Annotated in this window: 24 protein-coding genes and 2 pseudogenes; 13 read left to right on the top strand and 13 right to left on the bottom strand. The window is 70.9% G+C overall.

Annotated elements, in window-relative coordinates; all coding sequences use genetic code 11:
• Positions 1 to 106: 106 nt before the first annotated feature.
• The 4 genes from ADY59_RS19190 to ADY59_RS19175 form a co-directional block, all read right to left on the bottom strand.
• A complete protein-coding gene (locus tag ADY59_RS19190; protein WP_156325600.1) occupies positions 107 to 1,087 on the bottom strand; it encodes a cytochrome c biogenesis protein CcdA in 981 nt (326 codons plus the stop codon).
• Complete coding sequence (locus ADY59_RS19185) at positions 1,084 to 1,668, bottom strand: TlpA family protein disulfide reductase (protein ID WP_156325599.1); 585 nt, start codon at positions 1,666 to 1,668, stop codon at positions 1,084 to 1,086. Before ADY59_RS19185 ends, ADY59_RS19190 begins: the two co-directional genes overlap by 4 nt.
• On the bottom strand, positions 1,652 to 2,143 hold the full coding sequence (locus tag ADY59_RS19180; protein WP_049563981.1) for a MerR family transcriptional regulator: 492 nt from the start codon (positions 2,141 to 2,143) through the stop codon (positions 1,652 to 1,654). The genes ADY59_RS19185 and ADY59_RS19180 overlap by 17 nt, the downstream gene beginning before the upstream one ends.
• 167 nt (positions 2,144 to 2,310) lie before the next feature.
• Positions 2,311 to 2,739, bottom strand: coding sequence for a hypothetical protein (locus ADY59_RS19175; protein WP_049563980.1), 429 nt, complete (start codon positions 2,737 to 2,739; stop codon positions 2,311 to 2,313).
• 99 nt (positions 2,740 to 2,838) lie between these two features.
• Between ADY59_RS19175 and ADY59_RS19170 the strand changes: the two genes are divergently transcribed.
• Together ADY59_RS19170 and ADY59_RS19165 are read left to right on the top strand one after the other, a co-directional pair.
• A complete protein-coding gene (locus ADY59_RS19170) occupies positions 2,839 to 3,219 on the top strand; it encodes a MerR family transcriptional regulator (RefSeq protein ID WP_049563978.1) in 381 nt (126 codons plus the stop codon).
• Positions 3,220 to 3,446: 227 nt separating this feature from the next.
• Entirely contained in the window at positions 3,447 to 6,512 is a 3,066-nt protein-coding gene (locus ADY59_RS19165; protein ID WP_049563975.1) for a Tn3 family transposase, read from the top strand.
• Positions 6,513 to 6,527: 15 nt separating this feature from the next.
• Here ADY59_RS19165 and ADY59_RS19160 read toward each other — a convergent pair whose 3' ends face one another.
• Positions 6,528 to 6,794: a hypothetical protein gene (locus ADY59_RS19160; protein ID WP_231618779.1), complete on the bottom strand. Its 267-nt coding sequence runs from the start codon at positions 6,792 to 6,794 to the stop codon at positions 6,528 to 6,530.
• A 115-nt stretch (positions 6,795 to 6,909) separates the two neighbouring features.
• Between ADY59_RS19160 and ADY59_RS19155 the strand changes: the two are divergent.
• The 6 genes and pseudogenes from ADY59_RS19155 to ADY59_RS19130 form a co-directional block, all read left to right on the top strand.
• Positions 6,910 to 8,781 (top strand): annotated as a pseudogene (locus ADY59_RS19155) (DUF6055 domain-containing protein); the annotation flags it as partial.
• A gap of 92 nt (positions 8,782 to 8,873) precedes the next feature.
• The gene (locus tag ADY59_RS19150) at positions 8,874 to 9,380 is read left to right on the top strand and encodes a hypothetical protein (protein WP_156325598.1); all 507 of its coding nucleotides are present in this window, start codon (positions 8,874 to 8,876) and stop codon (positions 9,378 to 9,380) included.
• Positions 9,381 to 9,491: 111 nt separating this feature from the next.
• A complete protein-coding gene (locus tag ADY59_RS19145) occupies positions 9,492 to 10,343 on the top strand; it encodes a hypothetical protein (protein ID WP_197093740.1) in 852 nt (283 codons plus the stop codon).
• A 2-nt stretch (positions 10,344 to 10,345) separates the two neighbouring features.
• Positions 10,346 to 11,308 (top strand): ABC transporter ATP-binding protein, encoded by a 963-nt coding sequence (locus ADY59_RS19140; RefSeq protein ID WP_049563971.1) that lies wholly within the window; start codon positions 10,346 to 10,348, stop codon positions 11,306 to 11,308.
• The gene (locus ADY59_RS19135; protein WP_049563969.1) at positions 11,305 to 12,162 is read left to right on the top strand and encodes an ABC transporter permease subunit; all 858 of its coding nucleotides are present in this window, start codon (positions 11,305 to 11,307) and stop codon (positions 12,160 to 12,162) included. The genes ADY59_RS19140 and ADY59_RS19135 overlap by 4 nt, the downstream gene beginning before the upstream one ends.
• Positions 12,163 to 12,221: 59 nt before the next feature.
• A complete protein-coding gene (locus ADY59_RS19130) occupies positions 12,222 to 13,178 on the top strand; it encodes an endo alpha-1,4 polygalactosaminidase (protein ID WP_156325597.1) in 957 nt (318 codons plus the stop codon).
• A gap of 10 nt (positions 13,179 to 13,188) precedes the next feature.
• Here the strand turns inward: ADY59_RS19130 and ADY59_RS19125 are convergent, their stop codons facing one another.
• On the bottom strand, positions 13,189 to 15,264 hold the full coding sequence (locus ADY59_RS19125; protein WP_049563966.1) for a SpoIIE family protein phosphatase: 2,076 nt from the start codon (positions 15,262 to 15,264) through the stop codon (positions 13,189 to 13,191).
• Positions 15,265 to 15,523: 259 nt separating this feature from the next.
• Between ADY59_RS19125 and ADY59_RS19120 the strand changes: the two genes are divergently transcribed.
• Positions 15,524 to 16,246, top strand: coding sequence for a VOC family protein (locus ADY59_RS19120; RefSeq protein WP_049563964.1), 723 nt, complete (start codon positions 15,524 to 15,526; stop codon positions 16,244 to 16,246).
• 66 nt (positions 16,247 to 16,312) lie between these two features.
• Here the strand turns inward: ADY59_RS19120 and ADY59_RS48000 are convergent, their stop codons facing one another.
• From ADY59_RS48000 to ADY59_RS53410, 5 genes and pseudogenes are all read right to left on the bottom strand, one after another.
• Complete coding sequence (locus ADY59_RS48000; protein WP_231618778.1) at positions 16,313 to 17,044, bottom strand: tyrosine-type recombinase/integrase; 732 nt, start codon at positions 17,042 to 17,044, stop codon at positions 16,313 to 16,315.
• 391 nt (positions 17,045 to 17,435) lie between these two features.
• A complete protein-coding gene (locus ADY59_RS19105; RefSeq protein ID WP_049563960.1) occupies positions 17,436 to 18,602 on the bottom strand; it encodes a hypothetical protein in 1,167 nt (388 codons plus the stop codon).
• A complete protein-coding gene (locus tag ADY59_RS19100) occupies positions 18,599 to 19,129 on the bottom strand; it encodes an RNA polymerase sigma factor (protein WP_049563958.1) in 531 nt (176 codons plus the stop codon). The genes ADY59_RS19105 and ADY59_RS19100 overlap by 4 nt, the downstream gene beginning before the upstream one ends.
• A 126-nt stretch (positions 19,130 to 19,255) precedes the next feature.
• Entirely contained in the window at positions 19,256 to 19,558 is a 303-nt protein-coding gene (locus ADY59_RS53415; protein WP_269433618.1) for a hypothetical protein, read from the bottom strand.
• A 118-nt stretch (positions 19,559 to 19,676) separates the two neighbouring features.
• Positions 19,677 to 20,426, bottom strand: a pseudogene (locus ADY59_RS53410) (Tn3 family transposase); the annotation flags it as partial.
• 123 nt (positions 20,427 to 20,549) lie between these two features.
• On the opposite strand from ADY59_RS53410, the gene ADY59_RS50125 reads away from it, so the two are divergent.
• Genes ADY59_RS50125 through ADY59_RS19085 form a run of 3 tightly spaced genes read left to right on the top strand, consistent with a single transcriptional unit; the run spans position 20,550 to position 22,102 of the window.
• Entirely contained in the window at positions 20,550 to 20,714 is a 165-nt protein-coding gene (locus tag ADY59_RS50125; protein WP_156325595.1) for a hypothetical protein, read from the top strand.
• On the top strand, positions 20,711 to 21,412 hold the full coding sequence (locus ADY59_RS19090) for an alpha/beta fold hydrolase (protein WP_049563956.1): 702 nt from the start codon (positions 20,711 to 20,713) through the stop codon (positions 21,410 to 21,412). The genes ADY59_RS50125 and ADY59_RS19090 overlap by 4 nt, the downstream gene beginning before the upstream one ends.
• A 9-nt stretch (positions 21,413 to 21,421) precedes the next feature.
• Positions 21,422 to 22,102 (top strand): winged helix-turn-helix transcriptional regulator, encoded by a 681-nt coding sequence (locus ADY59_RS19085; protein ID WP_049563954.1) that lies wholly within the window; start codon positions 21,422 to 21,424, stop codon positions 22,100 to 22,102.
• Here the strand turns inward: ADY59_RS19085 and ADY59_RS19080 are convergent.
• Entirely contained in the window at positions 22,097 to 22,762 is a 666-nt protein-coding gene (locus tag ADY59_RS19080; protein WP_049563952.1) for a TetR/AcrR family transcriptional regulator, read from the bottom strand. The two genes, ADY59_RS19085 and ADY59_RS19080, sit on opposite strands and share 6 nt — an antisense overlap.
• A 78-nt stretch (positions 22,763 to 22,840) precedes the next feature.
• On the opposite strand from ADY59_RS19080, the gene ADY59_RS19075 reads away from it, so the two are divergent.
• On the top strand, positions 22,841 to 24,259 hold the full coding sequence (locus tag ADY59_RS19075) for a DHA2 family efflux MFS transporter permease subunit (protein ID WP_049563950.1): 1,419 nt from the start codon (positions 22,841 to 22,843) through the stop codon (positions 24,257 to 24,259).
• Between the two features lie 77 nt (positions 24,260 to 24,336).
• Here the strand turns inward: ADY59_RS19075 and ADY59_RS19070 are convergent, their stop codons facing one another.
• The gene (locus ADY59_RS19070) at positions 24,337 to 24,963 is read right to left on the bottom strand and encodes an FMN-dependent NADH-azoreductase (RefSeq protein WP_049563947.1); all 627 of its coding nucleotides are present in this window, start codon (positions 24,961 to 24,963) and stop codon (positions 24,337 to 24,339) included.
• Positions 24,964 to 25,063 lie beyond the last annotated feature (100 nt).

Genomic DNA, 25,063 nt, shown 5'->3' with positions numbered 1-25,063 from the left:
CCAGGATCAGGTCCTAGGGTCCTCGGAGACCGAGTAGCCGACACGATCAATCTCGGCACCGACGACTGTCCCGAGGGCCAGCCGCTCGACCATTGCAGAGCAGAGGTCAGCAGCAGTCGTCGGTGCCGGACGAAGATCCGGACGAAGATCCGGACGAAGGTCCGGACGGCAAGGTGGCGGCAGCCAGCGGCCCGGCCGCCCTGTGCCTGCGACGCAGCAGCAGGACGGCCACGGCCACGGCCAGCAGCACAGCCACCCCGCCAACCGCGGGCAAGTGGGCCGACAACAGCTCCGACAGGCCGCCGGAGAGCGTCTCTGCCAGAGCGCCCAGCGATGCGGACGGACCCTCGCCGCCCAGAGCGGGAAGCCAATAGGCGATCAGATACCCGCCCGAGACGATCAGAAGCAGCCCGCTGGCGCGGGCCAGCACCGGCATGAGACGGCGCATCAACACGGCCAGCCCCGCCTTGGCCAGCGCGCTGGCCAGCGCCACGCCGGTCACCACGACCGCCGCCCCGGCGGCGTAGGCGGCCAGCACCGCGAGGGTGCCTGCCATGCTGCCCGCAGCGCTCGCCTGCGCGATCACCGACAGCAGCACGCCCAGCGTGCACGACAGCGACGCCACCGCGTAGCCGGCGCCGAAGGCGACCATGCGCGGCCAGGCCCGCCCCCCTGATCGGCGGGGACCGGCGCCCAGCTTCGGGCTGAGCTGGCGTCCGGCCAGCAGCAGGCCGCCCAGCACCACCAGCACGCCGCCGATGACCACCGCGGCCCACGGCACCGCACCGGCCAGCTGGCGCAACCCGGCCGCGATCACGGCGGCCACCACGACGAACGTGCCCGCGAACCCGGCGCTGACCGCCAGCCCCACCCACGCCCCGTGCGCCAGCCGTGCCAGCAGCCCGCCCCCCGATGCCGGGCGATCGCCCGCATTGGTCGCCTCGCCAGCCTCGCCCACGCCGACCGCATCGGGTTCGTCGGTGTGGCCGAGGTAGTAGCCGAAGAAGGCCGGCAACATGGCGAACCCGCACGGGTTGACGGTGGCCAGCACCCCCGCGCCGAACGCGAAGAAGAGCAGCTCCATCACAGGCCCGCCTTGGCCAGCGCCGAGCGCAGCATCGCCTCACCGGTGGGCGCGGCATCGCGGTAGACGATCCGCCCGGCCGCATCCAGCACCACCGTGGAATCCAGCGCCCGCACCCCGAACGCGGCCGCCAGAGCCCCCTGCCGATCCTGCACGAAACCGTAGCGGGCGCCCACCTTGCCGGCGAAACGGCGCAGGTCCTCCGCGGGTTCGGAGGGATCGACATCCACCGCCAGCACCACCACCCGTGATCCGGCCTGGCGTTCGATGCGATCCAGTGCCGAGGCCTCCAGCAGCGGCTCACACCAGGCCGCCATGAACAGCAGCACCGCGGGCTTACCCGCCGGCAGCGTGACACGGCCGCCAGCGCTGGTCGTGGCGGTGAACGCGGCCGCCTGCTGGCCCACCTGCGCCCCGCCCGCCCGCTGCACGCTGATCGCCTGCCCACCCGGCGAAGCCTGCCCGCCCTGGCCGATGCGGGCGACGGCCACGACGAGCAGCGCCGCCGTGGCCACGCCCGCGACAGCCAGCCACGGCCAGCGGCGCCGCATCCGGCTCGGCGCCCGCCTAGGCGCCCGGGTCACGGTGCCCCGTCCCAGCCAGATCCGCGAACGGCAACGGACAGCTCGGCGTCGCCGCGCACGTGATCAGATCGTCGCAGCCGGCACGGATCGCCGCCCGCAGCGTCTCGGCGATGACGCCCAGGTCGGCGATCTTCGCCTCCACCTCGGCCAGCTTGGCCCGGGCGCGCTGCTGCAGGTCAGCGTCGGAGTGCCGCCGGTCCGGCCGCTGCCGCGCCTGCTGCGGCCGCTCATGATGGTGGTGGCCGGCCTCCAGCAGCTCGGCCACCTCCTCCAGGCTGAAGCCCAGGCTCTGCGCCACCTTGATCACGCGTACCAGCGTCACCACCTCGCTCCGATACAGCCGGTGCCCGCCCAACGTGCGCTCAGGTTCGGCCAGCAGACCCCGCCGCTCGTAGTAGCGCAGCGTCTGCTGATTCACCCCCGCCGCCTCGGCCACCTCACCGCTGCGCAACCCCGCATACGGCTGTCCGGCCATCACGCCGCCCCGGCCACGCCGGCCGCCTGCAGCTGAACCCGCTCGGCGCCGATGATGATCTGGTGAATACTCATGGCCCGACGGTAAACCTGTACCCGGGTCCCGGATGCAAGCCCCGCAGCCGACCTTTTTGCCGGAGCGGGGCTCGATCCGTGCGGTCCTGTGGTTCAGCCGACCGTGTAGCGCAGGGGGTCGGCCGGGTCGGCGATGAAGTGCAGGCCCTTGCCCGCCAGGCGCTTCTCCAACTCCTCAGGGCTTTGCGGGGCGGTGTCGGGCAGCCGGTAGTACTCCTCCAGGATGGCGCGGGCGGTGTCGTCGTCGCTGACCGCGCAGTCCCAGATGACCTGATCGCCCTCGACGGCGATGTCGAAGGCGAAGAACGCGCAGCAGGCCTTCTCCCGCGCGGCCAGGTCCCGCACCCACGCCGCCACGCCGGGCTCGGCGCGCAGGCGGAAGCGGATGCCCTGACCGGTCTTGGCGCGGTCGATGAGGTGCCGGCCGAACAGGTGCCGGTATTCGTCCAGGCGCTGCTGGGCGGTGTCGGGGGCGGTGGTCATGTCGCAGACGATGGGGGTGGAAGCGGCGGGGATGTCCACGGTGGGCTCCTCTTCGGGATGGCTGGCCGGCGCTCTTGTGGCGCCCGCACCACAACCGTAGAGTCTGGACTTGAGTCCAGAGTCAAGGGGTGGAATGCCGTGAAAATCGGACAGGTCGCCAGCGAGGCTGGGGTCACCGTGGACACCGTCCGCTTCTACGAGCGGCGCGGCATCCTGCCCGCCGCCGAGCGCAGACCCTCGGGGTATCGCATCTTCGACGCCACGACGGTGGAACGCATCCAGATGGCCAAAGCCCTGCAGGAACTCGGCCTCACCCTGGACGAGGTCGTCGACGCCCTCACCTCCCACGACCAGGGCGGGGCCACCTGCGACAGCGAACGCTGGCGGCTGGAGACGGTGGTGGACCGGCTCGACGCCAAGATCGCCGAGCTGAGCCAAGCCCGGCGCACCGCGGCAGAGCGGCTGCAGGACTGCCGCGCCGGTCGATGCCCACTCACCTACGGTCATGCCGGCCGCTGAGCGCTCCATCGCCTCTGATCCCAGCAACCCGAGCCGGCCCTCCGCCCCCTGCACCCGAGCCAATCCGGTCCAATCCTCCCGGAGGCCGACCATGAGGCCGTGAGGCTGGCACACTTCAGCGCGTACTCGGCCACGTCGATCACTCGACCCGGCCGCCGGCGATATCCGGAGCGCCTTCACCACGCTGGGCGAGGTGAAGGCGCTCCGGCGTGCCTGAGGAGGATCACATGCCGGTCAACTTCCTGTCCGAGGAGCAACGCAGCCGATGGGGCGTCTTCAACGGCGTCCCCGACCCCGCACAGCTGGGCGCCTTCTTCCACCTGGACGCCGCCGCCCGGCGCCAGGCGATGACCGCCAACGGCGCCCGCAACCAAATCGGCTACGCCCTCCAACTCGGGACGGTGCGTTTCCTCGGCACCTTCCTGGCCGACCCGGCCGACGCGCCGACCGTGGTGATCGACTATATCGCCGAGCAACTCGGCCTGGATCCGGCCGATCTGAAGGGGTACGGGGAGAAGGAGGCGCGCTGGGATCACCAGAAACTGATCCGCGAAGCGCACGGCTACACCAGCTTCGCGTTCGAGCAGTGGTTCGCCCTGGCCCGCTGGGTGTATCGGCGGGTGTGGAACGGCAGTGAACGCCCGATCGTCTTGTTCGACCTGGTCACCCACCGCCTAGTCGAGGCCAAGATCCTGCTGCCCGGCGTCACCACCCTGGAGCGGATGATCGCCGGGCTGCGCGAACGCGCGGCGTTGCGCCAGTACCGACTGCTGGCCGCCGCCCCCAGCCCCCACCAGCGCCGCGCCCTGGAGGACCTGGTCGTGGTGGAGGAGGGCCGCCGGGTCTCCAAGCTGGACCGGCTGCGGCGCAGCCCCACCGACGTCAGCGGCGCTGGCGTGGCCAAGGCCGTCGACCGGCACCTGGACCTGCGCGCCCTGGGCGCCACCACCTGGGACCTGTCGGCCATCCCGCCAGGCCGGATCGCCGCGCTGGCCCGCTTCGCCAATGCCGCCCGCGCCCAGGCTGTCGACGCCCTGGGCGGAGATCGTAAGCTGGCCACCTTGGTAGCCTTCGCCCAGGTGATGGAGCCGACCTCGGCCGATGAGGCGATCGAGGTGTTCGACCTGGTTGTCGGCGACCTGCTGCGCACCGCGGCCTTCAAGGCCAACAAGGAACGCATCCGCACCCTCAAGGATCTGGACGGCGCGGCGATCATGCTGCGCGAGGTGTGGCTCACGATCTGTTCCGTCGCCCAGGAGCCAGAGGCCGACATCCGCGCCGCCCTGCAGCAGATGGACATCGCCGCCATCCACGCCGCCGCCGACGTCGTGGCCGACATCGCCCGCGAACCGGATGAGCACCTGCACGAGGAGCTGACAGAGCGCTACGCGACCGTGCGGCGCTTCCTGCCCAAGCTGCTCAAGCACCTCGACTTCGACGCGGGCGCCGCCCTGGAGGCGCCGGGCCAGGGGATACGGCCGGGGCATGAGGTGCTGGAGGCGATCGACTTCCTGCGCGCGATCGAACGGCGCCGCACCGACATCTCCACCGAGGAGGTCCCCGCCGCTTTCCTGACCTCCGCCTGGCACCGGCGGGTCTTTCCCAAACGCGGCGAGTTCGCGGGCGCCTTCGACAAGCAGGCCTACACCCTGGCCGCGGTCGAACGGTTGCGCGAGTCGTTACGCCGCCACGAGGTGTTCGTACCGGGCCTGCGCAAATGGGGCGACCCCACCGCCGGGCTGCTGACCGGCCAAGCGTGGGAGAAGGCCCGGCCGAAGATCTGTGAGGAGCTGGGCCTGTCCCCCGATCCCGAGCATGACGTGCAGCGCTGGGCCACCACCCTGGATCACGCCTACAAACAGCTCGCCGCAGGTCTGTCGGGAGATGAGGACGGCCAGAACGACTGGGTGCGCCTGGAGAAGGACGAGGGCGGCAAGGACCGCCTCGTCCTGACCGGCCTGGACCGCCTGGACGAGCCCGCCTCGCTGACCGCGCTGCGCGCCGACGTCGACGCCCGCATCCCCGTCGTCGACCTGCCCGAGGCGCTGCTGGAAGTGCACGCCTGGACCGGCTGCCTGGACCACTTCACCCACCTGTCGGGCGACTCGCCCTCTCGCAAGGAGAACATGATCACCTCGATCGCCGCCGTGCTGGTCGCCCAGTCCATGAATGTCGGGATGCGGCCGATGGTCTGCGAAGGTGATCCGGCGCTCGCGCTGGACCGGCTGTTCTGGGTGGAGCAGAACTATCTGCGCGCGGCCACCATCACCGCCGCCAACGCCGCCCTCGTCGACCACCATACCAAGCTGGATCTCGTGCATGCCTGGGGCGGCGGCGAATTGGCCTCCGCCGACGGGCTGCGTTTCGTCGTCCCGGTCAAAACCATCAACGCCGGGCCCAACACCAAATACTGGGGGAAAGGCAAGGGCGCCAAGGGCGTCACCTACTACAACTTCACCTCCGACCAATTCACCGGCTTTCACGGCATCGTCATTCCCGGCACGCCGAAGGATTGGTATTACATCCTGGAAGGACTGCTAGAGCAGGAGACCTCGCTGAAGCCGACCGAGATCGCCTCCGACACCTCGGGGGCCTCCGAAATCGCTTTTGGCATCTTCCGACTGCTGGGCTGGCAGTTCTCCCCGCGCCTGGCCGACGTCGGCAGCGCCACCCTCTTCCGCGCCGACCCGGCCGCCCACTACGGACGGCTGGAGGGCCTGATCCGCAGCCGCGTCAACCTCGGCCTCATCCGCGACAACTGGGATGACCTGCTACGCGTCGCCGCGTCCCTGTCCACCGGCGCGGTCAAGGCCAGCGAGTTGTTTCGCTACTTCGCCGGCGGCGGCACACCCACGCCGATCGGCCGGGCGCTGATGGAGCTGGGCAAGCTGGATCGCTCCACCTACCTGGCCTGCTACTTCGATGACGAACTCCTGCGCCGCCGTGTGCAAACTCAGCTCAACCGGCAAGAATCGCGCCACACGCTGGCCAGGAAAATCTTCCACGGCCAAAAGGGCGAACTCCGGCAGAAATACAAAGAAGGCCAGGAAGATCAACTAGGGACGCTGGGTTTCATCACCAACGTCTGCATTCTGTGGAATACGGTTTATACGGCTCGCGCGCTGGACGAAATCCGTGCCGAAGGAAAGAAGATAGCAGCCGCCGACATCGCCCGGCTTTCCCCACTGGGATTCGAGCATTTCAACTTCCTGGGCCGCTACAACTTCGCCTTGCCGGAGATCATCCGGGATGGTGCCCTGCGCCCGCTGCGCACACCCCCGCCCGGCCAGTAACCCCACCAGGCCGCATCACCGCTTCACCTCGGGCGTGATGGGCTGCGCCTCGGACGGCGCAAGCGTCCGCCGGACCTGTTCATGGGAGACCCCGGCATACCTGCCGATCCGGCGCAGCCCCCACCCCTCACTGCGAGCGTCCGCCATCGCCGCGGCCATCGCCTGCGAGGTGACATCATCGAGCATCGCCTTGAGCTCCGCCAGTCGGGCCAGCCGTACCGCCGGCGCCAGATCGGCGATCTCGCCGCAGAACCGGGCAACATCAGACCGCAGGAACGCCACACCCTCTGAATCTGCCACCGCGCAAGACTGGCCTGGCCAGAGGCGGTGTGTCAAATCATGTGACGCTAACCCCGGCTCATCGTTCCACTAGTACTGGGAGGCCAACCTCTACTCCTTCTACGTGAACACCATGCGGTTCACACCGGAGACCGGCCTCCTGGCCCAGCACAAGATCATCGTGATCATCACCAGGACCTGGTCGAACGCGCCCCTCGACGCCTGGGCCACGGGCGGCTCCACCGACGGCCGGGTCGGCGTCATCAACATCGCCCCCGCCGCCGCGCTCCCCGGGTCCTGGGGCCTGGCGCACGAGCTGGCGCACGTCTTCCAGAACTACACCTTCCTCGGCCGGCCGGGCTACGGGTTCACCCACCCCGGCGCCGGGACGTTCTGGGAGGCCAGCGCCGAGTTCATGGCGATGCAGGTCTACCCGAGGACGGCCGCGGGCGACCTCACCAGGTTCATCCGCACCGAGAACCTCGCCTACAGCAGCAGCCGCCACCACTACGGCGCCTGGATGCTCCTGCAGTACATCAAGGACCGCGACGGCCTGCCCATGTTCAACCGCATCTGGAACGAGGCGCGCGACACCGAGCACCCGCTGGAGGTCTACCGCCGCGTCGCGGGCATCGACCAGGCCGAGCTCAACCGGCGCCTCGGCGAGTACGCCCAGCGCAACGTCACCTGGGACTACTCCAACCGGGCCGACTTCATGCCGTTCGTCAACAGCCTCTATCCCTTCGTCACCGCCTACAACGGCGTGCCGGTGGAGGCCGTCAACGCCGCCGCCGGGCACTTCCGCGTCCCGGACGCGCTCGCGCCGTCCGACTACGGCTACAACAAGATCCGGCTCGTGCCGGGCGGCGACGGCGCGCTCATCCGGCTGCGGTTCCGCGGCCACGTCAACGCCGCGGCCCAGTCGGGGTGGTCGTACGGGTTCGTCGCGGTCAGGAACGGGACCCCGCGCTACGGCCCCGTCCACACCTCGTCCAACGGCGAGGTGACCTTCCAGACCCAGCCCGGTGAGAAGGACGTCTACCTCGTCGTCACCGGCGCGCCCGGCACCGTGCACAAGTACGCCTTCCTCGACGGCTATCCCCGCAACCACCGCTACCCGTACCAGTTCCGTCTCCAGGGCGCCACGCCCTGGGGCTTCGAGCCCGGCCACGTGAAGCCGCCCGCGCCGGGCAACGGCCACTGGCACGCCAACGGCGGCGGCTGGGTGGACAACAGGGCGAACGTGGCCGCCACCGCCTACGTCGGCCCGAGAGCCGCCGTGTACGGCAACGCCACCGTCAGCGGCAACGCCCGCGTCGAGGGTCTGGCCTGGGTCAACAGCGGCGCCACCGTCACCGGCGACGCCGTGGTCAGGGACAACGCCCTCGTCCAGGGCGGGGCCGCGCTCAGCGGGCGGGTGGTCATCGGCGGCGGCGCCGAGCCCGCCACGCCCTGCGGCGCGGGGACGTACCTGATGTTCGACCCGGACCGCCGCTGCGACGGCGGCCCCGGCGAGAACGACGTGAACCCGCCCCATCCGGTCTTCAGCGACGACGACCTCGCCTTCGGCGGCCCCTCCCCCGACCCGGTCAACCTCGCCCGGGGCGCGACGCCGTCGGCCTCGTACACCTCTCCCTGGGAGAGCGTCGCCGCGATCAACGACGGCGCGGTGACCGGCCCGCGCTGGGGCACCTGGCCGCAGACCGGGACCCAGTGGGCCGAGCTGACCTGGCCCGCCGGGCAGACGATCAGGTCGGCGGAGGTCCACTTCTTCGACGACGGCGGCGGCGTCCGCGTGCCCGCCTCCTGGAAGCTGCAGCACTGGAACGGCAGCGCGTACGTGGACGTGGCCGGCCCGAGCGGCTACGGCACCGTGGCCGGGACCTACAACCGGGTCACCTTCACCCCGGTCAGCACCGCGCGGCTGCGGGTGGTGCTGCAGAGCGGCCAGGCGTCGGTCGGCCTGCTGGAGGTGCGCGTCTACAACTGAGCGACGGGCCGCCCACCCCGGGCGGCCCGCCACTCCGGATGGCAAGCGTGATCTTCACCCGGAGGGACAGACATGTCCGGCCATACCGGCTCGTGGCTATGCTGCCCGGACATCATGTGATCAACCGGCAGGGCCGCCCCACCGCGGGAGCCCTGATCGTGCTCGGCGGCCAAGCGCTGGTGGTGAAGCGCGTGGTGTCGGGCGAAGGGCTGCTGCCCCACGAGACGATCGAAGTCGCCCCCGAGGCACTTCGCGAGGTGAGCGGCATCGGCACGATCATGGCGCAGACCATCGTGGACCCGATCTACGAGAACACGGTTCAGGTGTGCAACATCCTGATCATGGATATGGGCGCTTCCTCGTTCGAGGAGGCTGCCATCAAGGCGCGTACGCGCCTGGAAGAGCGCGGTTGGGTGTTGTCGGGCAAACCGAACTACTCCAGCATCAGCATGGAATCCCCCAAATGGGAATTCACGAGGTTGAGCATCAAGCGTGTCCACAGCATCACAAACCATGGGGCCGACGTGGGAAAAGCGGTCACAAGCAATGCGCCGAGATCTGCTTCGTACGTTCTCATTGACGTGACGCCCTACCGGTAGGCGGCAACCCCTCACGAAACGTGCACCGGACCCTCACAAAGGCTGCGCGGCATGCGCATACCGACCTGCTTTGATGACGCCGTGCCGAGGGGAAGAGGGAGTGGAGTCGTCATGCGTCATCCCACAGAACGGGCCGCCGGTCATGCCGGGAGAGTGCGTGGTCCCGTGGCCGCCGCCGTGGCCGTCGCCGTCGTGCTGGCCGGCGGGGGCACCGCCGCCGCCAACGACTGGGTGCGGATCTTCCACACCGAGCAGATCGCCCCGGTCAGCGTGGGCACCGCCGACCTCATCGCGCTGCCCGACCTGAGCGCGTACGGCGACGTCGTCGTGACCGGCGACGGCGACGTGCGCGAGGTCCCCGACGCGGCGGCCGCGGCGGCGCGGACCGGTCTCGACGTGCCGCAGGTGAAGACCCTGCCGCGCGGCGTCGGCGGCGAGCCGGTCTACCAGGTCGGCGGCGAGGTGAGCGCCACCTTCACCTTCTCCGCGGAGCGCGCCGCGAAGGCCGCCGCCGAGGCGGGGAAACCGGTGCCGCCTCCCCCGCCGGGACTGGACGGCGAGCAGGTGCGCCTGGTCGCGGGCCCGGGGCTGGCCGGGATCTGGTCGCAGCCGGCCGGGGTGCCCGCCCTGGTCGTGGGCCGCGCCGTCGCGCCCAAGGCCCTGTCGTCGGGCGTCGCCTACGAGGCCGTGCGCGACTACCTGCTGTCGCTCCCCGGGCTGCCCGGTGACGTCGCGGCGCTGCTGCGCACGTTCGGCGCGGACGACGCCACCCTGCCGCTGCCCGTGCCGGCCGAGCGGGTCACCACGTCGCGGGCGCGGGTGAACGGGGTGCCCGCCACGGTGCTGGCGACCCGTGACCGTACGCTGGCGGCCGTCGTGTGGGTGGACGACGGCGTGGTGACCGCCGTGGCGGGCGCGCTGGACGCCGGCGAGGTCCTGGCGGTCGCCCGGGAGCTGAGGTGAGCATGACCGCGGCCGGTGATCCGCCGACGCCCGCCGTCTGGTGCTCCGGCCTGCGCAGGCGGTACGGCAGGCGGCCCGCGGTCGACGACGTGTCCCTTGAGGTGGGCCGCGGCGAGGTGGTCGGGCTGCTCGGCCCGAACGGCGCCGGCAAGTCCACCGTGATCAAGATGCTCCTCGGCCTGGTCCGCCCCGACGCGGGAGAGGCGATGCTCCTCGGACGCCCCGCCCACGACCCGGCCGCGCGCGCTCGCGTCGGCTACCTGCCGGAGCTCTTCCGGTATCAGCCGTGGCTGAGCGCGGCCGAGGTGCTGGCGCTCCACGTCCGCTTGGCGGAGGCCGGCGTGCCCGCGCGGGAGCGGCGCGAGTGCCTGTCCCTCGTCGGTCTGGCCGACCGCGCCGATGATCGCGTGGGCGGCTTCTCGAAGGGGATGCAGCAGCGGCTCGGGCTGGCGGTCGCCCTGGTGGCCCGGCCCGAGCTGGTGATCCTGGACGAACCGACCAGCGCTCTGGACCCGCTCGGCCGCGCCGACGTACGTGACATCGTCCTGTCGCTGAAGTCGCGCGGCGTCGCGGTGCTGCTCAACTCGCACCTGATCGGCGAGGTCGAACGCGTCTGCGATCGTGTCGTCATCCTCGACCGGGGACGCGTCGCCGCGTCGGGGACCCTCGCCGAACTGCTCGGCCGGCGCGCGCTGCGGCTGCGCCTGACGGACGTCTCCGCCGAGGCCGAGGCCCGCCTGGCCGCGACCGGGGACGTGGTCCGCGCCGGCGACTGGTTCACCGTGGCGCTCCCGGCCGCCGACGACGGCACGGCCGGGAGCGACGTGAGGTGTGACGTGGTGCCTGACGTGGTGCGCGACCTGGTCACCCTGGCGGTGCGGGTGCACGCGGTCGAGCCCGCCCGGATCAGCCTGGAAGAGCGCCTGCTCGGCATTCTGCGCGCCGGTCAGGGAGGTGACCGATGACGGCGCTCCGGACGGTCCTGGCCATCGCCGCGCTCACCCTGCGCGAGGCGTCCCGGCGGCGGGCTCTGCTGGCCATCGCCGTGCTCACCGTCGTACTGCTCCTGCTGAGCGGCTGGGGATTCTCACGGCTGGCGGCCGAGTCCGGCCTCGGTACGCTGACCAGCGGCCAGGCCCGGCTGGCGGCTTCCCAGCTGCTCAATCTCGTGATGTTCGGCTTCAGCCTGATCGCGGCGCTCGGCACCGCCTTCCTGGCCGGGCCGACGCTGTCCGGCGAGACGGAGTCGGGGATCGCGCTGGCCGTACTCGCCCGGCCGGTCCGCCGCTCGGCGGTGCTGCTGGGCAAGTGGCTGGGGCTGGTGCTGTTCGGCAGCGGCTTCATCGTGCTCGCCGGGCTGGCCCAGTGCCTCGTCGTCCTGGGCACGGTCGGCTACTGGCCGCCGCAGCCGGCGCTCGCCCTCGCGCTGCTCGCGGGGCAGACGATCGTGCTGCTCACCCTGGGGTTGCTGCTGGCGACGGTCGTCTCGCCGATGGCCTCGGGCGTCGTCGCGGTGGGCCTGTTCGGCGCCACCTGGGTCGCCGGGGTGGTGGGCGGCATCGGCGAAGCGCTCGGCAACGAGGGCATCGCGCGCGTCGGCGCCGTCTCGCGGATGCTCCTGCCCACCGACGGGCTGTGGCGCGGAGCCATGCACGCGTTCCAGGACCCGGTCGTGCTGGCGCGGTTCGGCGCGGAGCTCGACGGTTTCCCCTTCCTGGCCGAGGCGCCGCTGACGGCGGTCTACCTCGGGTGGGCCGCGCTGTGGGTGGCGATGATCTGGGGCCTGGCTGCGGCGTCCTTCGGCCGTAAGGACTTGTGATCCACTTCTGGGCCGGCGATACGATCTACCTCCGTTTCCTGTCGAATCGAGGTCTTCAGTTGGTCGGTACCCGGGCGATTCTCAGACGCCTGACCCTGGCCGCCGCGATCGCCATGGCGCCCCTCGCGACGCTCGCCCCGGCCGCCGCCGCCGCCGACGGCTCGGGGATCTGGCGGCCGGCCCCGCAGAGCCGCTGGCAGTACCAGCTCGAAGGCAACCCCCGGCACAAGGCCACCGGCGGCATCGACGTCGGCATCTGCGTCAAGCCGCAGACCGGCGGGGCCTGCGTCCGGCCCACCGTCTTCGACATCGACCTCTACGTCGACGGCGATGTCGCGGGCGACAACTCCACCCCCAACACCGCCGCGGTCAAGGCCATCCACGCGCGCGGCGGCAAGGCCGTCTGCTACGTCGACGCCGGGTCGATCGAGGAGTTCCGGCCCGACTACCGCCAGTTCGCCGACTGGCACCAGCGCCACGGCGGCTCCCTGCTCGGCAAGCCGTTCAGCGCGGACTTCCCCGACGAGCGCTGGGCCAACATCAACAACGACAAGGGCCAGCGCGACTTCCTGCTGAGGATGATGGAGGCCCGGGTCGCCAAGTGCGCGCGGGCCGGGTTCGACGGCGTCGAGTTCGACGTCGTCAACGCCCACGAGGAAGGCCGCGCGGTCACCGGCTGGACCGTCAGCGCCGCCACCCAGCTCACCTACAACCGCGCGCTGGCCGCCCTCGGGCACAAGCACGGCCTTGCGGTGGCCCTGAAGAACGATCTCAGCCAGGCCGCCGAGCTGGAGCCGTACTTCGACTTCGCCGTCAACGAGTCGTGCTTCACCCACGACGAGTGCGGCGAGCTCAAGCCGTTCGTCAAGGCGGGCAAGGCGGTCTTCCACGTGGAGTACGGGCTGTCGCCGTCGAAGTTCTGCCGCCGGGCGAACGCGGCCTCGCTGAACTTCGACTCCATCAAGAAGGCGAGCGACTATTCGCTCAAGGACCGGCCGTACAAGCCCTGCCGATGAGCCCCGGTGCTCATCGGTGGTCCTCTCCGGGAAGGCGCAGGGCGATCACGGCGACGTCGTCCTCCCCGGAGAGGGGCATCCGGCTCAGCAGTTCGTCGCAGAACTCGTCCAAGGGAGCGCGCGCCAGCGAGGTGGCGTGGTCGAGCAAGCGGGCCAGGCCGGTGTCGAGGCTCTCCCCCGGTCGCTCCACCAGGCCGTCGGTGTACAGGAGCAGCGTGCTCCGCGCGGGCAGCGGCACCCGCGCGGAGACGTATGCGCCGTGGTAGGGGATCCCGAGCATGGGATTGCCGCCCGCTTCGAGGAACCGCCCGTCGCCCTCGTGCGTGATCAGCAGCGGCGGAGGATGTCCGGCGACCGCGTAGTTCAGCCGGTGGCCGTCCGGATGCCGCTCGATCCGGGCCAGCACGCAGGTGGCCGTGTCCTCGCCGTACAACGTCTCGGTCACCATGTTCAGCCGCGAGAGGACCTCCCCCGGCGGCTCCTGACGGTCGACGACCATGCCGCGGAGCATGTTGCGGAGCTGCCCCATGGCCACGGCGGCGCGCAGGTCGTGGCCGGCGACGTCCCCGATGGCCAGGACGGTGGCGCCGTCCGGCAGCACGAAGGAGTCGTACCAGTCGCCGCCCACCTCGGCGGCGGCGAGGCTGGGCCGGTAACGGGCGGTGATCCGCAGGCCGGGGACGTGCGGTGGTTCGGCGAGCAGGCTGTGCTGCAGGGCGAAGGCGATCTGGCGGGCCCGCTGGAAGCGCATCACGTTCCGCAGCGTGTCGTGGGCCTGCTCGAAGATCTGCCGCAGCAGGTCGATCCCGGCGCGGCCGATCGGCGGCCGCTCGCCGCAGGTCGCCGCGGTGACCACGGCGGCGACCGTGCCGTTGACCGTCACCGGCAGGATCGCCAGGCTGTTGGCCCGGCTGTTCTCCAGCCAGGTCCGCGTGCCCGAGGGGCCGATGTCGTACGGGGGCGAGCCCGGAGGGAACGTCGTCAGGACCGGCCTGGCCTCGCGAACGGCGCGCACGAACCGGACCTCGGACGTCAGGCGCTGGGCGCTGAAGGGCGCCATCCGCGGCAGCCCGGGGCCGGCCGCCGTGGCCACGCGCTCGACGACCAGTGTCGTCTCGCCCGTCAGCCCTTCGGCGAGGTCGGTGACCAGGTGGACGCCGCATCCGTCGGCCAGTTCGGGCACGATGACGTCGGCGAGCGCGCCGAGCATCTCCTCCAGGGTGCTGCGGTTGGCCATGGCCTCGGCGGCCCGGTCGAGCAGCCGCCTGCGGCACCGCTGCTGCCACTGCTGCTCGATGTCGGTGCAGGTGCCTACCCACTCGATCACCTGGCCGTCCTGGATGATGGGTACGGCACTGACCTCGAAGTGGCGGTAGCCGCCGCCCGCGCTGCGCAGCCGGTAGATGTGCTCCCACCGGTCGGGAACCCGTTCGAGGGCCCGCGACCACGACTCGGCCACCGGCGCGCGATCGTCGGGGTGGACGGCCTGCAGCCAGCCGTCACCACGGAACTCCTCCCATGACTGCCCGGTCACCCGCTCCCAGCCGGGACTGTGCTCGTTCACCCCGCCCCGGGGTCCCGTCACCCACACGATCTGCGCGCTCACCCGTACCAAACTCTCGTAGCGGCGCAGGATGCGGCTGCGCTCGTCGGCGATGAGCTGGATCCGGCGTGCCGCGCTGACCTGGTCGGTCACCTCCAGGCACATCACCAGGACGCCGTGCCGGTCGTCGCGCGGCCTGTCGCGAAAGGTGGTCTTGGACAGGCTGAAGGTGAAGAACCGCTCCTGCCCGGCCCTGGTCAGGAGGGTGGCGTCGCCCGGCATGTCGGTGACGACGACCGGTTCGCCGGTGGCGAGCACCCGGTCGAACAGCAGGAAGTAGTCCTGGCTGGCAAGATCGGAGAACGCTTCCCTGATGGGCGCCCCGATCGGGCGATCACCGAACAGTGACCGGTACCCGCGGTTGGTGTACAGCAGCCGGTGCTCGCGCCCCCGCGTGACGGCGACCCCGACGGGGGCGGGCTCCAGCACCTCGAAGGTCAGCCCGCTGACGCCGTCGCCACCGTGCTCGTCGGCACCGCCCATGATGATTCCTTCCGATGACGCGCGTGAGGTGGACGTCATCACATGCTGAGCGGGCGGGCGGCCCGGCGCCGCTGGACACGCGTGAGCGTACGAAGGAGTTCATGAGTCGTGATCAAAGGCATGCCAACCGGTCCCGTACGGGGACCGGCGCATATTCGCTGGCATGGCCGTCGCCGGGCGGGCTAGCGTGGCTGCCGTCCTGCGTCAGGTGTACGTGTGCCCTGGCCGCGCCCGCAAGTCATCAGAATGGAGATGCGGGATGACCTCTCAGTTCGTCGCGCTCTGTTTCGACGCGAACGACCCCCTCACACTCGCGCGCTTCTGGGCCGGGGTCCTGGGCTGGGAGAGGGCCGACGACCCCCACGAGGGCATCGCGCTCCTGCCGGACGACGACACCGGGTTCCGGATCCGGTTCCTGCCGTCCCGGGAGAAGAAGACCGGCGAGAACCAGGCGCACTTCGACCTGACGAGCACGTCCCTCGAGGACCAGCGGGCGACGGTGGCCAGAGCGCTCAAGCTCGGCGGCCGCCACATCGACATCGGGCAGAGCCCGGACGAGCCTCACGTGGTGCTCGCCGACCCCGAAGGCAACGAGTTCTGCGTCATCGAGCCGGGCAACAACTTCCTCGCCGAGTGCGGCTTCATCGGAGCGCTGTCCTGCGACGGCACGCAGGAGGTCGGATACTTCTGGAGCGCGGCGCTCGGCTGGCCGCTGGTCTGGGACCAGGACCAGGAGACCGCGATCCGCTCACCGCACGGCGGCCCGAAGATCACCTGGGGCGGTCCGCCCGTGGCCCCGAAGCTCGGGAAGAACAGGCTGCACATCGACCTCGCCCCACCCGCCCACGGTGATCAGCAGGCGGAGGTCGACCGTCTCGTCTCCCTCGGCGCGACCCGCCTCGACATCGAGCAGCACGGGGCCGGCTGGATCGTCATGGCCGACCCCGACGGCAACGAGTTCTGCGTGCTCCCTCCCCAGTAGCGCACCCGTCGCCGTGCGATCTCGGCCCGGAACTCCTATAGCTCCGGCCGGCCGCCACCCGGTTGATCAGTGGGTACGGCGACGGGGCGCCAGAACCTCAGTGACCTTGGCGATGGCCTCGGCTCCGGGTTTGACGTAGCGCATGGCGGTGCGAGGGTTCTTGTGCCGGGTCTTACCCATGACGAGCTGTAGCGGGACTTCGGCCTCGCCGAGGTGGGTGGCGGCGGAGTGGCGCAGCTGGTGCAGGTCGAGACCGGCGTACTTGTCCAGTAGGACGCGGGCGCGGTCGTAGCCGAGCCGGGCGCGGCCGGTGTGCGGGCAGATGTCGTCGGCCGCCGGGCGGCGGGGCGGGACGGGGCGCCGTTCGGACAAGAACACCGGCCCGTGCGTGCGCGTGCTGCCGTCGGGCAGCCGGAGCAGACGGGGCAGCAGGTGGGCGGTGCCGCTGTCCCAATACACCCACTCCACGGCGCCGCCCTTGGACCGGACGGGGGCGCGCCGATGCTCCAGGTCGAGGTCCTCGACATTGAGCGCGAGGATCTCGGCCGCTCTGGCCGCCGTTTCATAGAGCATCCGCCAGAGCGCCCGCTCGCGAAGGGGGATGTCGCGGCGTGACAGCAGCCGGTGGATGGTGGTCTTGGCCACGGTGCGGGTCTCGTCGGCGCTCTTCTTGCGGCGTTCGGCGTCGGCCGGGACCGACGGCGCGGCCCAGTGCTTCTTGGTAAGGCACCAGGACAGCCAGGAGGCGATGGCGGCGCGGTTGCGGTTCCAGGTCGCCGGCGCGCTCGCCCCCCACAACTCGGCGAGCGCCTGGCCGATCTCGGCGTCGGCGACTTCGGCGAGCGGCCGGTTTCGGCCGACCAGCGCGATGACCCGGTCGATGGCCGAGGCGTAGGCGCGATGCGTGTTGAGGTTGGCCGTGCGCTGGGTGGCCAGGAAGGCGTCGGCGGCCGCGGCGAGGCTGACGTCTCCGCCGCGCAGTGCGGCGACCTTCGGCGCGGCGCTCCTGCCGGCCGCCGCGCCACGTCCGGTGCCATGTACCGGATATCGCGCACCGCCCCGGCGAAAGGTTCGCCTGGTCGGCGCGCCGTCATGATCGCTCGTGTACGTGATAATAGACCATTATCACGTACATGACTTGACGACTTCCTGTAGGCCCAGGGGTTGATCGCCGAGTGGATGTCGGGCTTCAGCCGACGCAGTCCTTCCGGTCGGTCTGAGTGGGGGCGGGGCACCCCTTGGGAAGCTGGGCGGGGGTGTCGGTCCAGGCGGCGCGCTGGTAGACGAGTGCGTGGTAGAGGGTTCCTGCGGGCAGGCCTGCGGCCCCTTCGTAGCCCGCAGGGTCCTGCGACCAGGGCTTCACGACGACGTTCTGCAGCGCAAGTAGCCGGCCGCTGGATTCCTCCACGATGAGTTGCTGCTCACTCTGCCCGTCGCCCACATCCCTGGTCCATCCGATGCCGATCCCCAGGCGTCCCTCGGCGTCGTGGATCCGGCCGAGGGCGCGGGTGCCGGGCAGGTTCGCCACCATCCGATAGAGAGCTCCCCGGGTGCCCGCTGAGATCGGGGCGTGCTGGAGCAGTTCCAGGGAGATGCTGAGGAGCCAGGAGTCCTTCGTGGGCAGCGAGCTCCCCGCCGGCGGTGTCGGCCAGTCCTTCATGGTCTCGCTGTAGGCGGGCCAGAACTCCAGCAGGCGTTCGCGCAGCGCGTCCGGCTCCTTGGGCAGATTGAGCAGCTCAGCGGCGGGAAGCGTGAGCCCTTGATCTCGGTAGGGCCAGGTGCCGGGCATGAACATGAACCTCGTGCGTCCGAGCGGAGCCGTGTCGTTCCTGCAGTCGGTGTCGTTGCCGCACAGCTGGGGCTGCCCCGCTCGCCGCCACGCCTGCTCCTCATGTCCGGACGCCGGCACAGTGGGCAGCCCGCGTTCGGTGAGCACGGTGAGCGTCGCCGGGTCGCGCGGGGCCCATCGGCCGGTCTGGACCCGGGTCTTGATCCGGTACCGGTTGCCCGGTGCACCGATGATCTCCTCACCCAGGATCAGGCCCTCGGAGTACCAGAACCGTCCGGGCGTCTGCTGCCGCGCTGCCGCGCTGCGGGCCGCCATGTCCAGCACGTTCCCGTCGGGAACGGTAGCCACCTGCCCCGTGGAGACGTCGAGGGCGAGCAGGCGGGGGACGGCCAGCGTCCCGATCACGGATGCCGTGGCCAGCGACGCGGCGACCGCCCCGACCCACCGCACGCGGCCCCGTCGCACCGGCGTGGGAAACTCCTCCGTCCGCGCCCGGGGCGCCCCGGGCAGGTCGAGGTCGGCGGGCCGGGCCGCAGCCAGCAGATCGAGCGCGTTCTTTCGCTTCACTTCTCCTCCTCCGGGACGAATGCGGGCCGGGGATCGGCCGCCGTCACGTTGTTCATGGCGGCCTCCAGCCGCCGGCGGGCCCGATGCAACCGGACGAAGAACGCCGATCGCGAACTTCCCACCACCGCAGCCGCCTGCGCCGAAGTCAGCCCATGCCACGCGACCAGGGTCAGCACCTCCTTGTCAGCGTCGCTCAACGTGGACAGGGCTTTCATCGCGGTGGCCCGCTCGGCCACCTGGTCGGCCACGTCTCCCTCCAGTTCCTCGGTCCAGCCGCGCAGCGCCTCATCCAGCGCCGCACGCCGAAGCTCGTCGCGATAGAGATCGCGGATCACGTTGTGCGCCACACCGAGTAACCAGGGCAAGGGCGCCTTGGCCGGAATGACGTCCCGCCGTCGCCACACGACCGCGAACGTCTCACTGACCACCTCCTCGGCCAGCCGACGACCACATCTGCTCACCGCGTACGCGTACACCCGGGGGCGGTACGCATCGAACAAAGCGGCGAACTCATCATCATTCAGCACACAGGCTCCCTCTTTGACCCTTACATCAGGTAATGGTCAAAGACGGAACAGTCTTACAGCCGATGCCAAGACCGCTCCCTCGCGAACATGTCGCGAGCCGTGAGCCATCCCCACGCTGCAAGGCATTCAGCCCAACACCGGGACACGCGGTTCCAGCAAACGCCGGGGGGACCCGCTCAGGCCGCAGTGAGGTCGAGCCGGGTATCCATGTCCAGCCGGAACCGGCCGTAGGGATTCACATGAGCCCAGAACAGCGGGCTGAGCGCGCGCCGGTCTTCCTCCGTCAGTTTGTCGGCCCACTGCGGATCTCGCGGACTGCAGCAGGTGCAAGGTGAGCATGGACACCTCGGCGTGCTCGCGGTCGGCCCCAGTCAGCACGCCTTCGCGCCCGTAGAAGATCTTGTCGTTGGCGCTGTTCCAGTTCTCCACGACCTGCAGGCCGCTGTTGATCTCCCGGCGCAGGTGCTCGTCGCTGAGATAGTCGCAGGGCGAAGATGGTGCGTACCACCCGACCGAGTTCTTCCAGGGCCAGGTAGACCGGGTGCTTGGGGCCGTTGCCCTTCATGAAACGGCGCAGGACCTGCTCGGTTTCCGCCGTGCGCAGCCGCAGCGCCGTCGCGTACTTGATCATCTGGTCGTAGTTGCGGGCGATGAGCTCCCAGTCGATCGGCCGCTTCTTGAGAATCCTGTCCACCTTCGGCCAGGCAGTTTGAACAGTGTCAGGGCTGTACAACTCGATCGCGCCGTTGTTCTTCATCCGGGGCAGCAGCTTGAAACCCAGCAGTTCGGTGAAGGCGAACCCGACCGTGGTGGCGCCGTGGGTGTCGGTGTAGTTCGCCTCGACCTCGGCGTTGGTGCAGTGCCGCAGCAGGCCCTCGATCATCGCCGCGACCTCCGAGGAGGAACACGACTTGAGCTGGGAGTAGATGCACAGGCGGCCCTTGTCGGCGTGCCAGTAGATCATGACGCCGTAACCGCCGTAGCGGGCATGGAACTCGGTCATCAGCTTGGAGTCCCAGGAGGCGAACCGTTTGGAGTCCGAGGCAGTGCTGGTCGCCTCGCCCCACCACGTGGGGTCGCGGGCCTCCAGGGTGGCGTTGACCACCGCGACGATCGCCGCCCGCAGGTTCTGCCGGGTGACGTAAATCGCGCGCACGTGCCGCAGCGCGGCCTCGTCCTGGCCGTGGTCGCCGGTCGCGGCCATCTGCCGGATCCCCATGTTCGTGCCGAGGGCGAAGAGCACGAGCAGCAGCCGACGGTTCAGCGTCTGCCGATCCAGCATCTCTCGGGTCGCCACCGAGGTGAAGGCGTCGGTGAAGTCGGTGAGGAAGGCGGTGTCCTTGAGGATGTCGAAAGTTGGACTTCAAAATCAGGAAGTCTATGCTTAAGTTCGAGAACTTGACGAAAGCGGAGGGATCGCATGGCCCCATTGAAGGTCGGCCACCTGTTGCCGGCCGTGGCTACCGCCACCCGCCGGGTGACGCTCGCCACCTTGGACAGGCCGGCCGCCGACGGCCACCGCGCGGCCATGGAGAACTCGGCCGGCACCGGCCTGCCCCTGCCTCACCCGGAAGGAACGGCATGACCACGTTCGTTCTCGTGCCCGGCGCCTGGCACGGTCCCTGGGCCTGGGAGCGGCTGGCCCCACTCCTGCAGCGAGCGGGCGCGCGTACCATGACCCCCGCCCTCAGCCTGGAGGGCGACGCCGGCCTGGGCACCCACGTCCACGAGGTCCTCGCCGCGCTGCGGGCGGCGGACGACGAGGACGTGGCGCTGGTCGGGCACAGCTACGCCGGCCTGGTCGTCCGGCAGGCCGCCGACCTGCGACCGGACCTGGTGAGTCACGCCATCCTGGTGGACGGCTGGGCCGGCGGCGACGGCGAGGGCATGTTCAGCCTGGCCCCGGACTCCTTCGCCGAGGCGATCCGCGCCGCCGCCGGGAAGAGCCCGGACGGTCGTCACATCCCCGCCCCGCCCCCGGCGAGCTTCGGCGTCACCGACCCCGGCGACGCCCGCTGGCTCGCCCAGCGCCTGCGGCCACAGCCGCTGCGAACCTTCACCGAGACGGCCCGGCTCAGCGGGGCCGTCGACCGGATCCCCGGTACGGCCATTCACTGCCGACCGGGCACCTACCCCTTCGACCGGTTCGCCGAGGCGATCGGCTACCGGCCCATCGGTCTGGACGGCCCGCACGACGTGATGCTCACCCACCCGCGGGCGCTGGCCCGGCTCCTCCTGGATGCCCACGCAGCTCAGTTCAATAACAAGAAGCTGGAGGATTAGGATGATGAAGTGGAACAGCGCACCTACAACCAGTACTGCGCCACCGCGCGCACCCTCGACCTCGTGGGCGACCGGTGGACGCTGCTGCTGATCCGTGAGCTGCTGACCGGCCCCAAACGCTTCGGCGACCTGCAGCACAGCCTGCGCGGCCTGGGCACCGGCCTGCTGGCCGCCCGGATGAAGCACCTCGAACGCGAAGGGCTGGTGCGCAAGGTCACCCTCCCGCCGCCGGCCCGCACCCCCGCCTACGCCCTCACTCCCGCCGGTGAGGGCCTCGAACCGGTGGTGCTGGCCCTGGCCCGGTGGGGGCTGACCTGGGCGATGGACGAACCCCGCGAGCAGGAGGCGTTCCACCCCGGCTGGGCCGTGCTCGGCCTCAAGGCCTGCTTCGACGCCGAGGCCGCCGCCGGCCTGCGGGCCCTGTACGAGTTCCGGGTGGAGGAGGAGGTTTTCCACGCCCGCGTCGACGACGGCGCCGTCGAAACCGTGCACGGCCCGGCGCAACACCCCGACGTGGTCATCACCATCGGCAGGGAGGCCTTCCGCGACCTCGCCGCCAGCAGGTCGACCCTCGCCGAGGCGATCAACGGCGGCGCCGCTTCCGCCTCCGGCGACCAGCAGGCCCTGCGCCGGCTCCACCACCTGTTCCGGCTGCCGGCCCCGCGAACCCGCCCGGCCCGGACGTCATGACCTGAGACCCGGTTCCTCGGGTCCGGACCCGCGACGGTCGTCCTCGACGCCGAAGGCGTGGAGGAAGGTGCGGACGGCGGCGCGGGCGATCTCGTCCAGTTCGGCGTCGCCGAGCCGGCGGGTGCCCATCTGGGAGCGTGTCTCCAGCGGGCCGGTGATCAGGGCCAGGAAGTGCTCGGCGGCCTGGTCGGGGTCGGTGGCGCGCAGGCGGCCGGCGAGGGTGAGCCGGGCCAGCCGGTCGGCGAGCGCCTGGCTGAGGCGCTGCGGTCCGCTCTCGACGACGAGGTCGAGGATGTCGGGGAAGTGATTGAGCTCCGCATACAGCAGCCGCCGCAGCGCGCAGGAGCGGTCGTCGGCGTGCAGGCGCACCAGGCGGTGGCCGACCTCCTCCAGGCCGGCGCGGAGGTCGGGGCCCGGCTCGGTGAGCGGCTGGAGCGCGGCCAGGCGCTGGTCCAGCACGTTCTGAGCCGCCGCCCGCATCGCGTGCCGGAAGAGCGTCGCCTTGTCCGTGAGGTGGTTGTACACCGTGGGCTTGGCCACGCCGGCCTCGTTGGCGATCTCCTGCACGCAGGCCTGGGCGTAGCCCTGGCGGGCGAACACCGTGAACGCGCCGTCCAGGATCGCCTGCCGTTTGTCGATGCGCCCACGTGCGGTAGCCATACCCCGATTGTACTCACCAGTTCATCCTGCTGAACGCACAAGTTGCCAATAGAATATCGAGATCACTAAATTGAACTCATGAGTTCAACAAATCGTCTGGAACGCCCCCTGCCGGCCTTGATCGCCGTCGTCCTGCTCGGCGGCCTGCTGGGCATCCTCAACAGCACGATGGCCGCGGTCGCCACGAACACACTCGCGGGCGCGCTCGACGCCTCGCTCAGCACGATCGGCTGGGCCTCCACCGGCTTCCTGCTGGCGGTCACCGCCACCATCCCGTTCACCACCTGGGCGGTCGACAGGTACGGCAGCCGGCGGCTGTGGCTGGCGGGCCTGGCGCTGTTCGTGGCGGGCTCGCTGGCCGCCGGGCTGGCCTGGAACGCCGGCAGCCTGATCGCCTTCCGCACCCTGCAGGGCGTCGGCGCCGGACTGCTCGACCCGCTGGTGCTGATCCTGCTGGCCCGCGCCGCAGGACCGGAGCGCGCGGGACGCGTCATGGGCCTGATGGGCGTGGTGCTGTCGCTGGGCCCGGTCCTCGGTCCGGTCGCGGGCGGCGCCGTGCTGGACGGCCTCTCATGGCGGTGGATGTTCCTGCTGAGCGTGCCCGCCGGCGTGATCGCCTACCTGCTCGCCGTCCGCGTGCTGCCCGCCGATCCCCCGGCCGGGCAGCGGCCGGCAGTCGGCCTCGACGTCCTGGGGCTGGCCCTGCTCGCGCCGGGGTTCGCCGCGCTCGTCCTGGCCCTGTCGCAGACCGCGGAGTACGCGTCGTTCACCGCCTGGCAGGCGCTGCTGCCGCTGGCCTCGGGCATCGTCCTGATCAGCGGCTACGCCCTGCACGCGCTCCGCTCCCGGCGCACGCCGCCTCTGATCGACGTGCGCATGTTCGCCAGTCGGGGATTCACCGCGAGCGTCACCATCATGGGACTGGGCGGCCTGGCCAACTTCGCGACCCTCTTCGCCCTCCCGCTGTACTACCAGCAGGCGCACGGCCACGGGGTCCTCGCCGCCGGGCTGCTGATGGCCCCGGCCGGCCTGGGCGGGGCCATCGCGATGCCGCTGGCCGGACGGCTGTCGGACCGGCTCGGCGCCCGCGGCCTGGCCCTCGGCGGCGCCCTGCTGGCCGGGCTCAGCGCCCTGGCCTTCACCCAGGTCGACGCCGGCACCGGCCAGGCGTGGCCGGTGCTGGCGGCGCTGACGATCGGCCTGGGCATGGGGTGCTTCAGCGCGCCGACGATGGGCTCGCTCTACCGGAGCCTGCCGGGCCCGCTGGTCGCGCAGGGCAGTTCCGTCCTGTACATGCTCAATCAGCTCGGCGCCGCGCTCGGCATCGCCCTGGTCACCCTCGTCCTGCAGACCTCCGGCGACGTGACCGCCGGCCTCCACGGCGTCTTCTGGCTCGTCACCGTGCTCCTCGCGGCCGTGCTGGCCGTGATCCCGCTGCTGCCGGGCCGTACGCGGATCGCGCCCGAACCCGTCGTCGCCCCCAAGGCGTCCCGATGACCAGCACCGAAGCCGGTCGAGGACTGGCCGGGAGAGACGAGCCCCCGGCGTGCCGCAGGGCTGCTCCGCGCGAGAGGCTATGACCTCTTCGAGCCGGCGTCCCGGGCCGCGGCCAGGGCTCGGGTGTGGAGGTCGGCGGCGAGGGATCGCAGGTGTTCCATGCCTGGGCTGGTGGCGGCGAGGGTGAGCTCGCGTTCGACGATGGTGAGGTCGGCCTGCCACACGTCGGCGAGGACGCGCTTGAGGTACGGGGTGGAGTGGTCCCAGCCCTCGCGCGGGGTGTCGGGGGCGTAGCCGCCGCCCCGCACGGTGGCCAGGACGGTCGGCTTGGCCTTGAGCACCGGGCTGCCCATGGGGGCCCCGGCGATGACCAGATCGACCCAGGCCTTGAAGTGCTGGGAGACACCGAAGTTGTACAGCGGCACGGCCAGTACCACCCTCTCGGCGGCCTCCAGTTCCGCGACGAGCGACTCGGCGAGCGTGAGTGCGTCGCGCTGGGCGGGCGAGCGGTCTGACGCGGGCGTCAATGCGCCGGTGTGGGCCTGCGCCCAGGCGTCCGCGGGCAGTGGATCGGTGCCCAGGTGGCGGCGCACCACCGGCGCGTCCGGGTGGGCGGCGGTCCATTCGGCTTCCACGATGTCGGCGAGTTCGGCGCTGGCCGAGGTGCCGGGAAGAATGCTGGCGTCAAGCCGGAACAGGCTCAAGATGGCTCCCTGGGGTAAGGCCGCGACTGCGCGCCGTAGTCGTACGAGTGCCGAAGGTGCTCGCTTGCACGCGGCGGGGCTCGGCACGTCCTTCCGCGGT

It is taken from the genome of Nonomuraea sp. SBT364, assembly GCF_001083785.1.
In the GTDB taxonomy this organism is placed as follows: domain Bacteria; phylum Actinomycetota; class Actinomycetes; order Streptosporangiales; family Streptosporangiaceae; genus Nonomuraea.
This window is presented reverse-complemented; position numbering and strand designations above follow the sequence as displayed.

What these genes read in the sequence shown, in the direction of transcription:
- ADY59_RS19080 (WP_049563952.1), bottom strand. Translation starts at nt 22,762, where the DNA reads ATGGCTACCGCACGTGGGCGCATCGACAAACGGCAGGCGATCCTGGAC.
- ADY59_RS19140 (WP_049563971.1), top strand. Translation starts at nt 10,346, where the DNA reads ATGACCGCGGCCGGTGATCCGCCGACGCCCGCCGTCTGGTGCTCCGGC.
- ADY59_RS19125 (WP_049563966.1), bottom strand. Translation starts at nt 15,264, where the DNA reads ATGGGCGGTGCCGACGAGCACGGTGGCGACGGCGTCAGCGGGCTGACC.
- ADY59_RS19075 (WP_049563950.1), top strand. Translation starts at nt 22,841, where the DNA reads ATGAGTTCAACAAATCGTCTGGAACGCCCCCTGCCGGCCTTGATCGCC.
- ADY59_RS19090 (WP_049563956.1), top strand. Translation starts at nt 20,711, where the DNA reads ATGACCACGTTCGTTCTCGTGCCCGGCGCCTGGCACGGTCCCTGGGCC.
- ADY59_RS19145 (WP_197093740.1), top strand. Translation starts at nt 9,492, where the DNA reads ATGCGTCATCCCACAGAACGGGCCGCCGGTCATGCCGGGAGAGTGCGT.
- ADY59_RS19120 (WP_049563964.1), top strand. Translation starts at nt 15,524, where the DNA reads ATGACCTCTCAGTTCGTCGCGCTCTGTTTCGACGCGAACGACCCCCTC.
- ADY59_RS19135 (WP_049563969.1), top strand. Translation starts at nt 11,305, where the DNA reads ATGACGGCGCTCCGGACGGTCCTGGCCATCGCCGCGCTCACCCTGCGC.
- ADY59_RS19180 (WP_049563981.1), bottom strand. Translation starts at nt 2,143, where the DNA reads ATGGCCGGACAGCCGTATGCGGGGTTGCGCAGCGGTGAGGTGGCCGAG.
- ADY59_RS50125 (WP_156325595.1), top strand. Translation starts at nt 20,550, where the DNA reads ATGGCCCCATTGAAGGTCGGCCACCTGTTGCCGGCCGTGGCTACCGCC.
- ADY59_RS19165 (WP_049563975.1), top strand. Translation starts at nt 3,447, where the DNA reads ATGCCGGTCAACTTCCTGTCCGAGGAGCAACGCAGCCGATGGGGCGTC.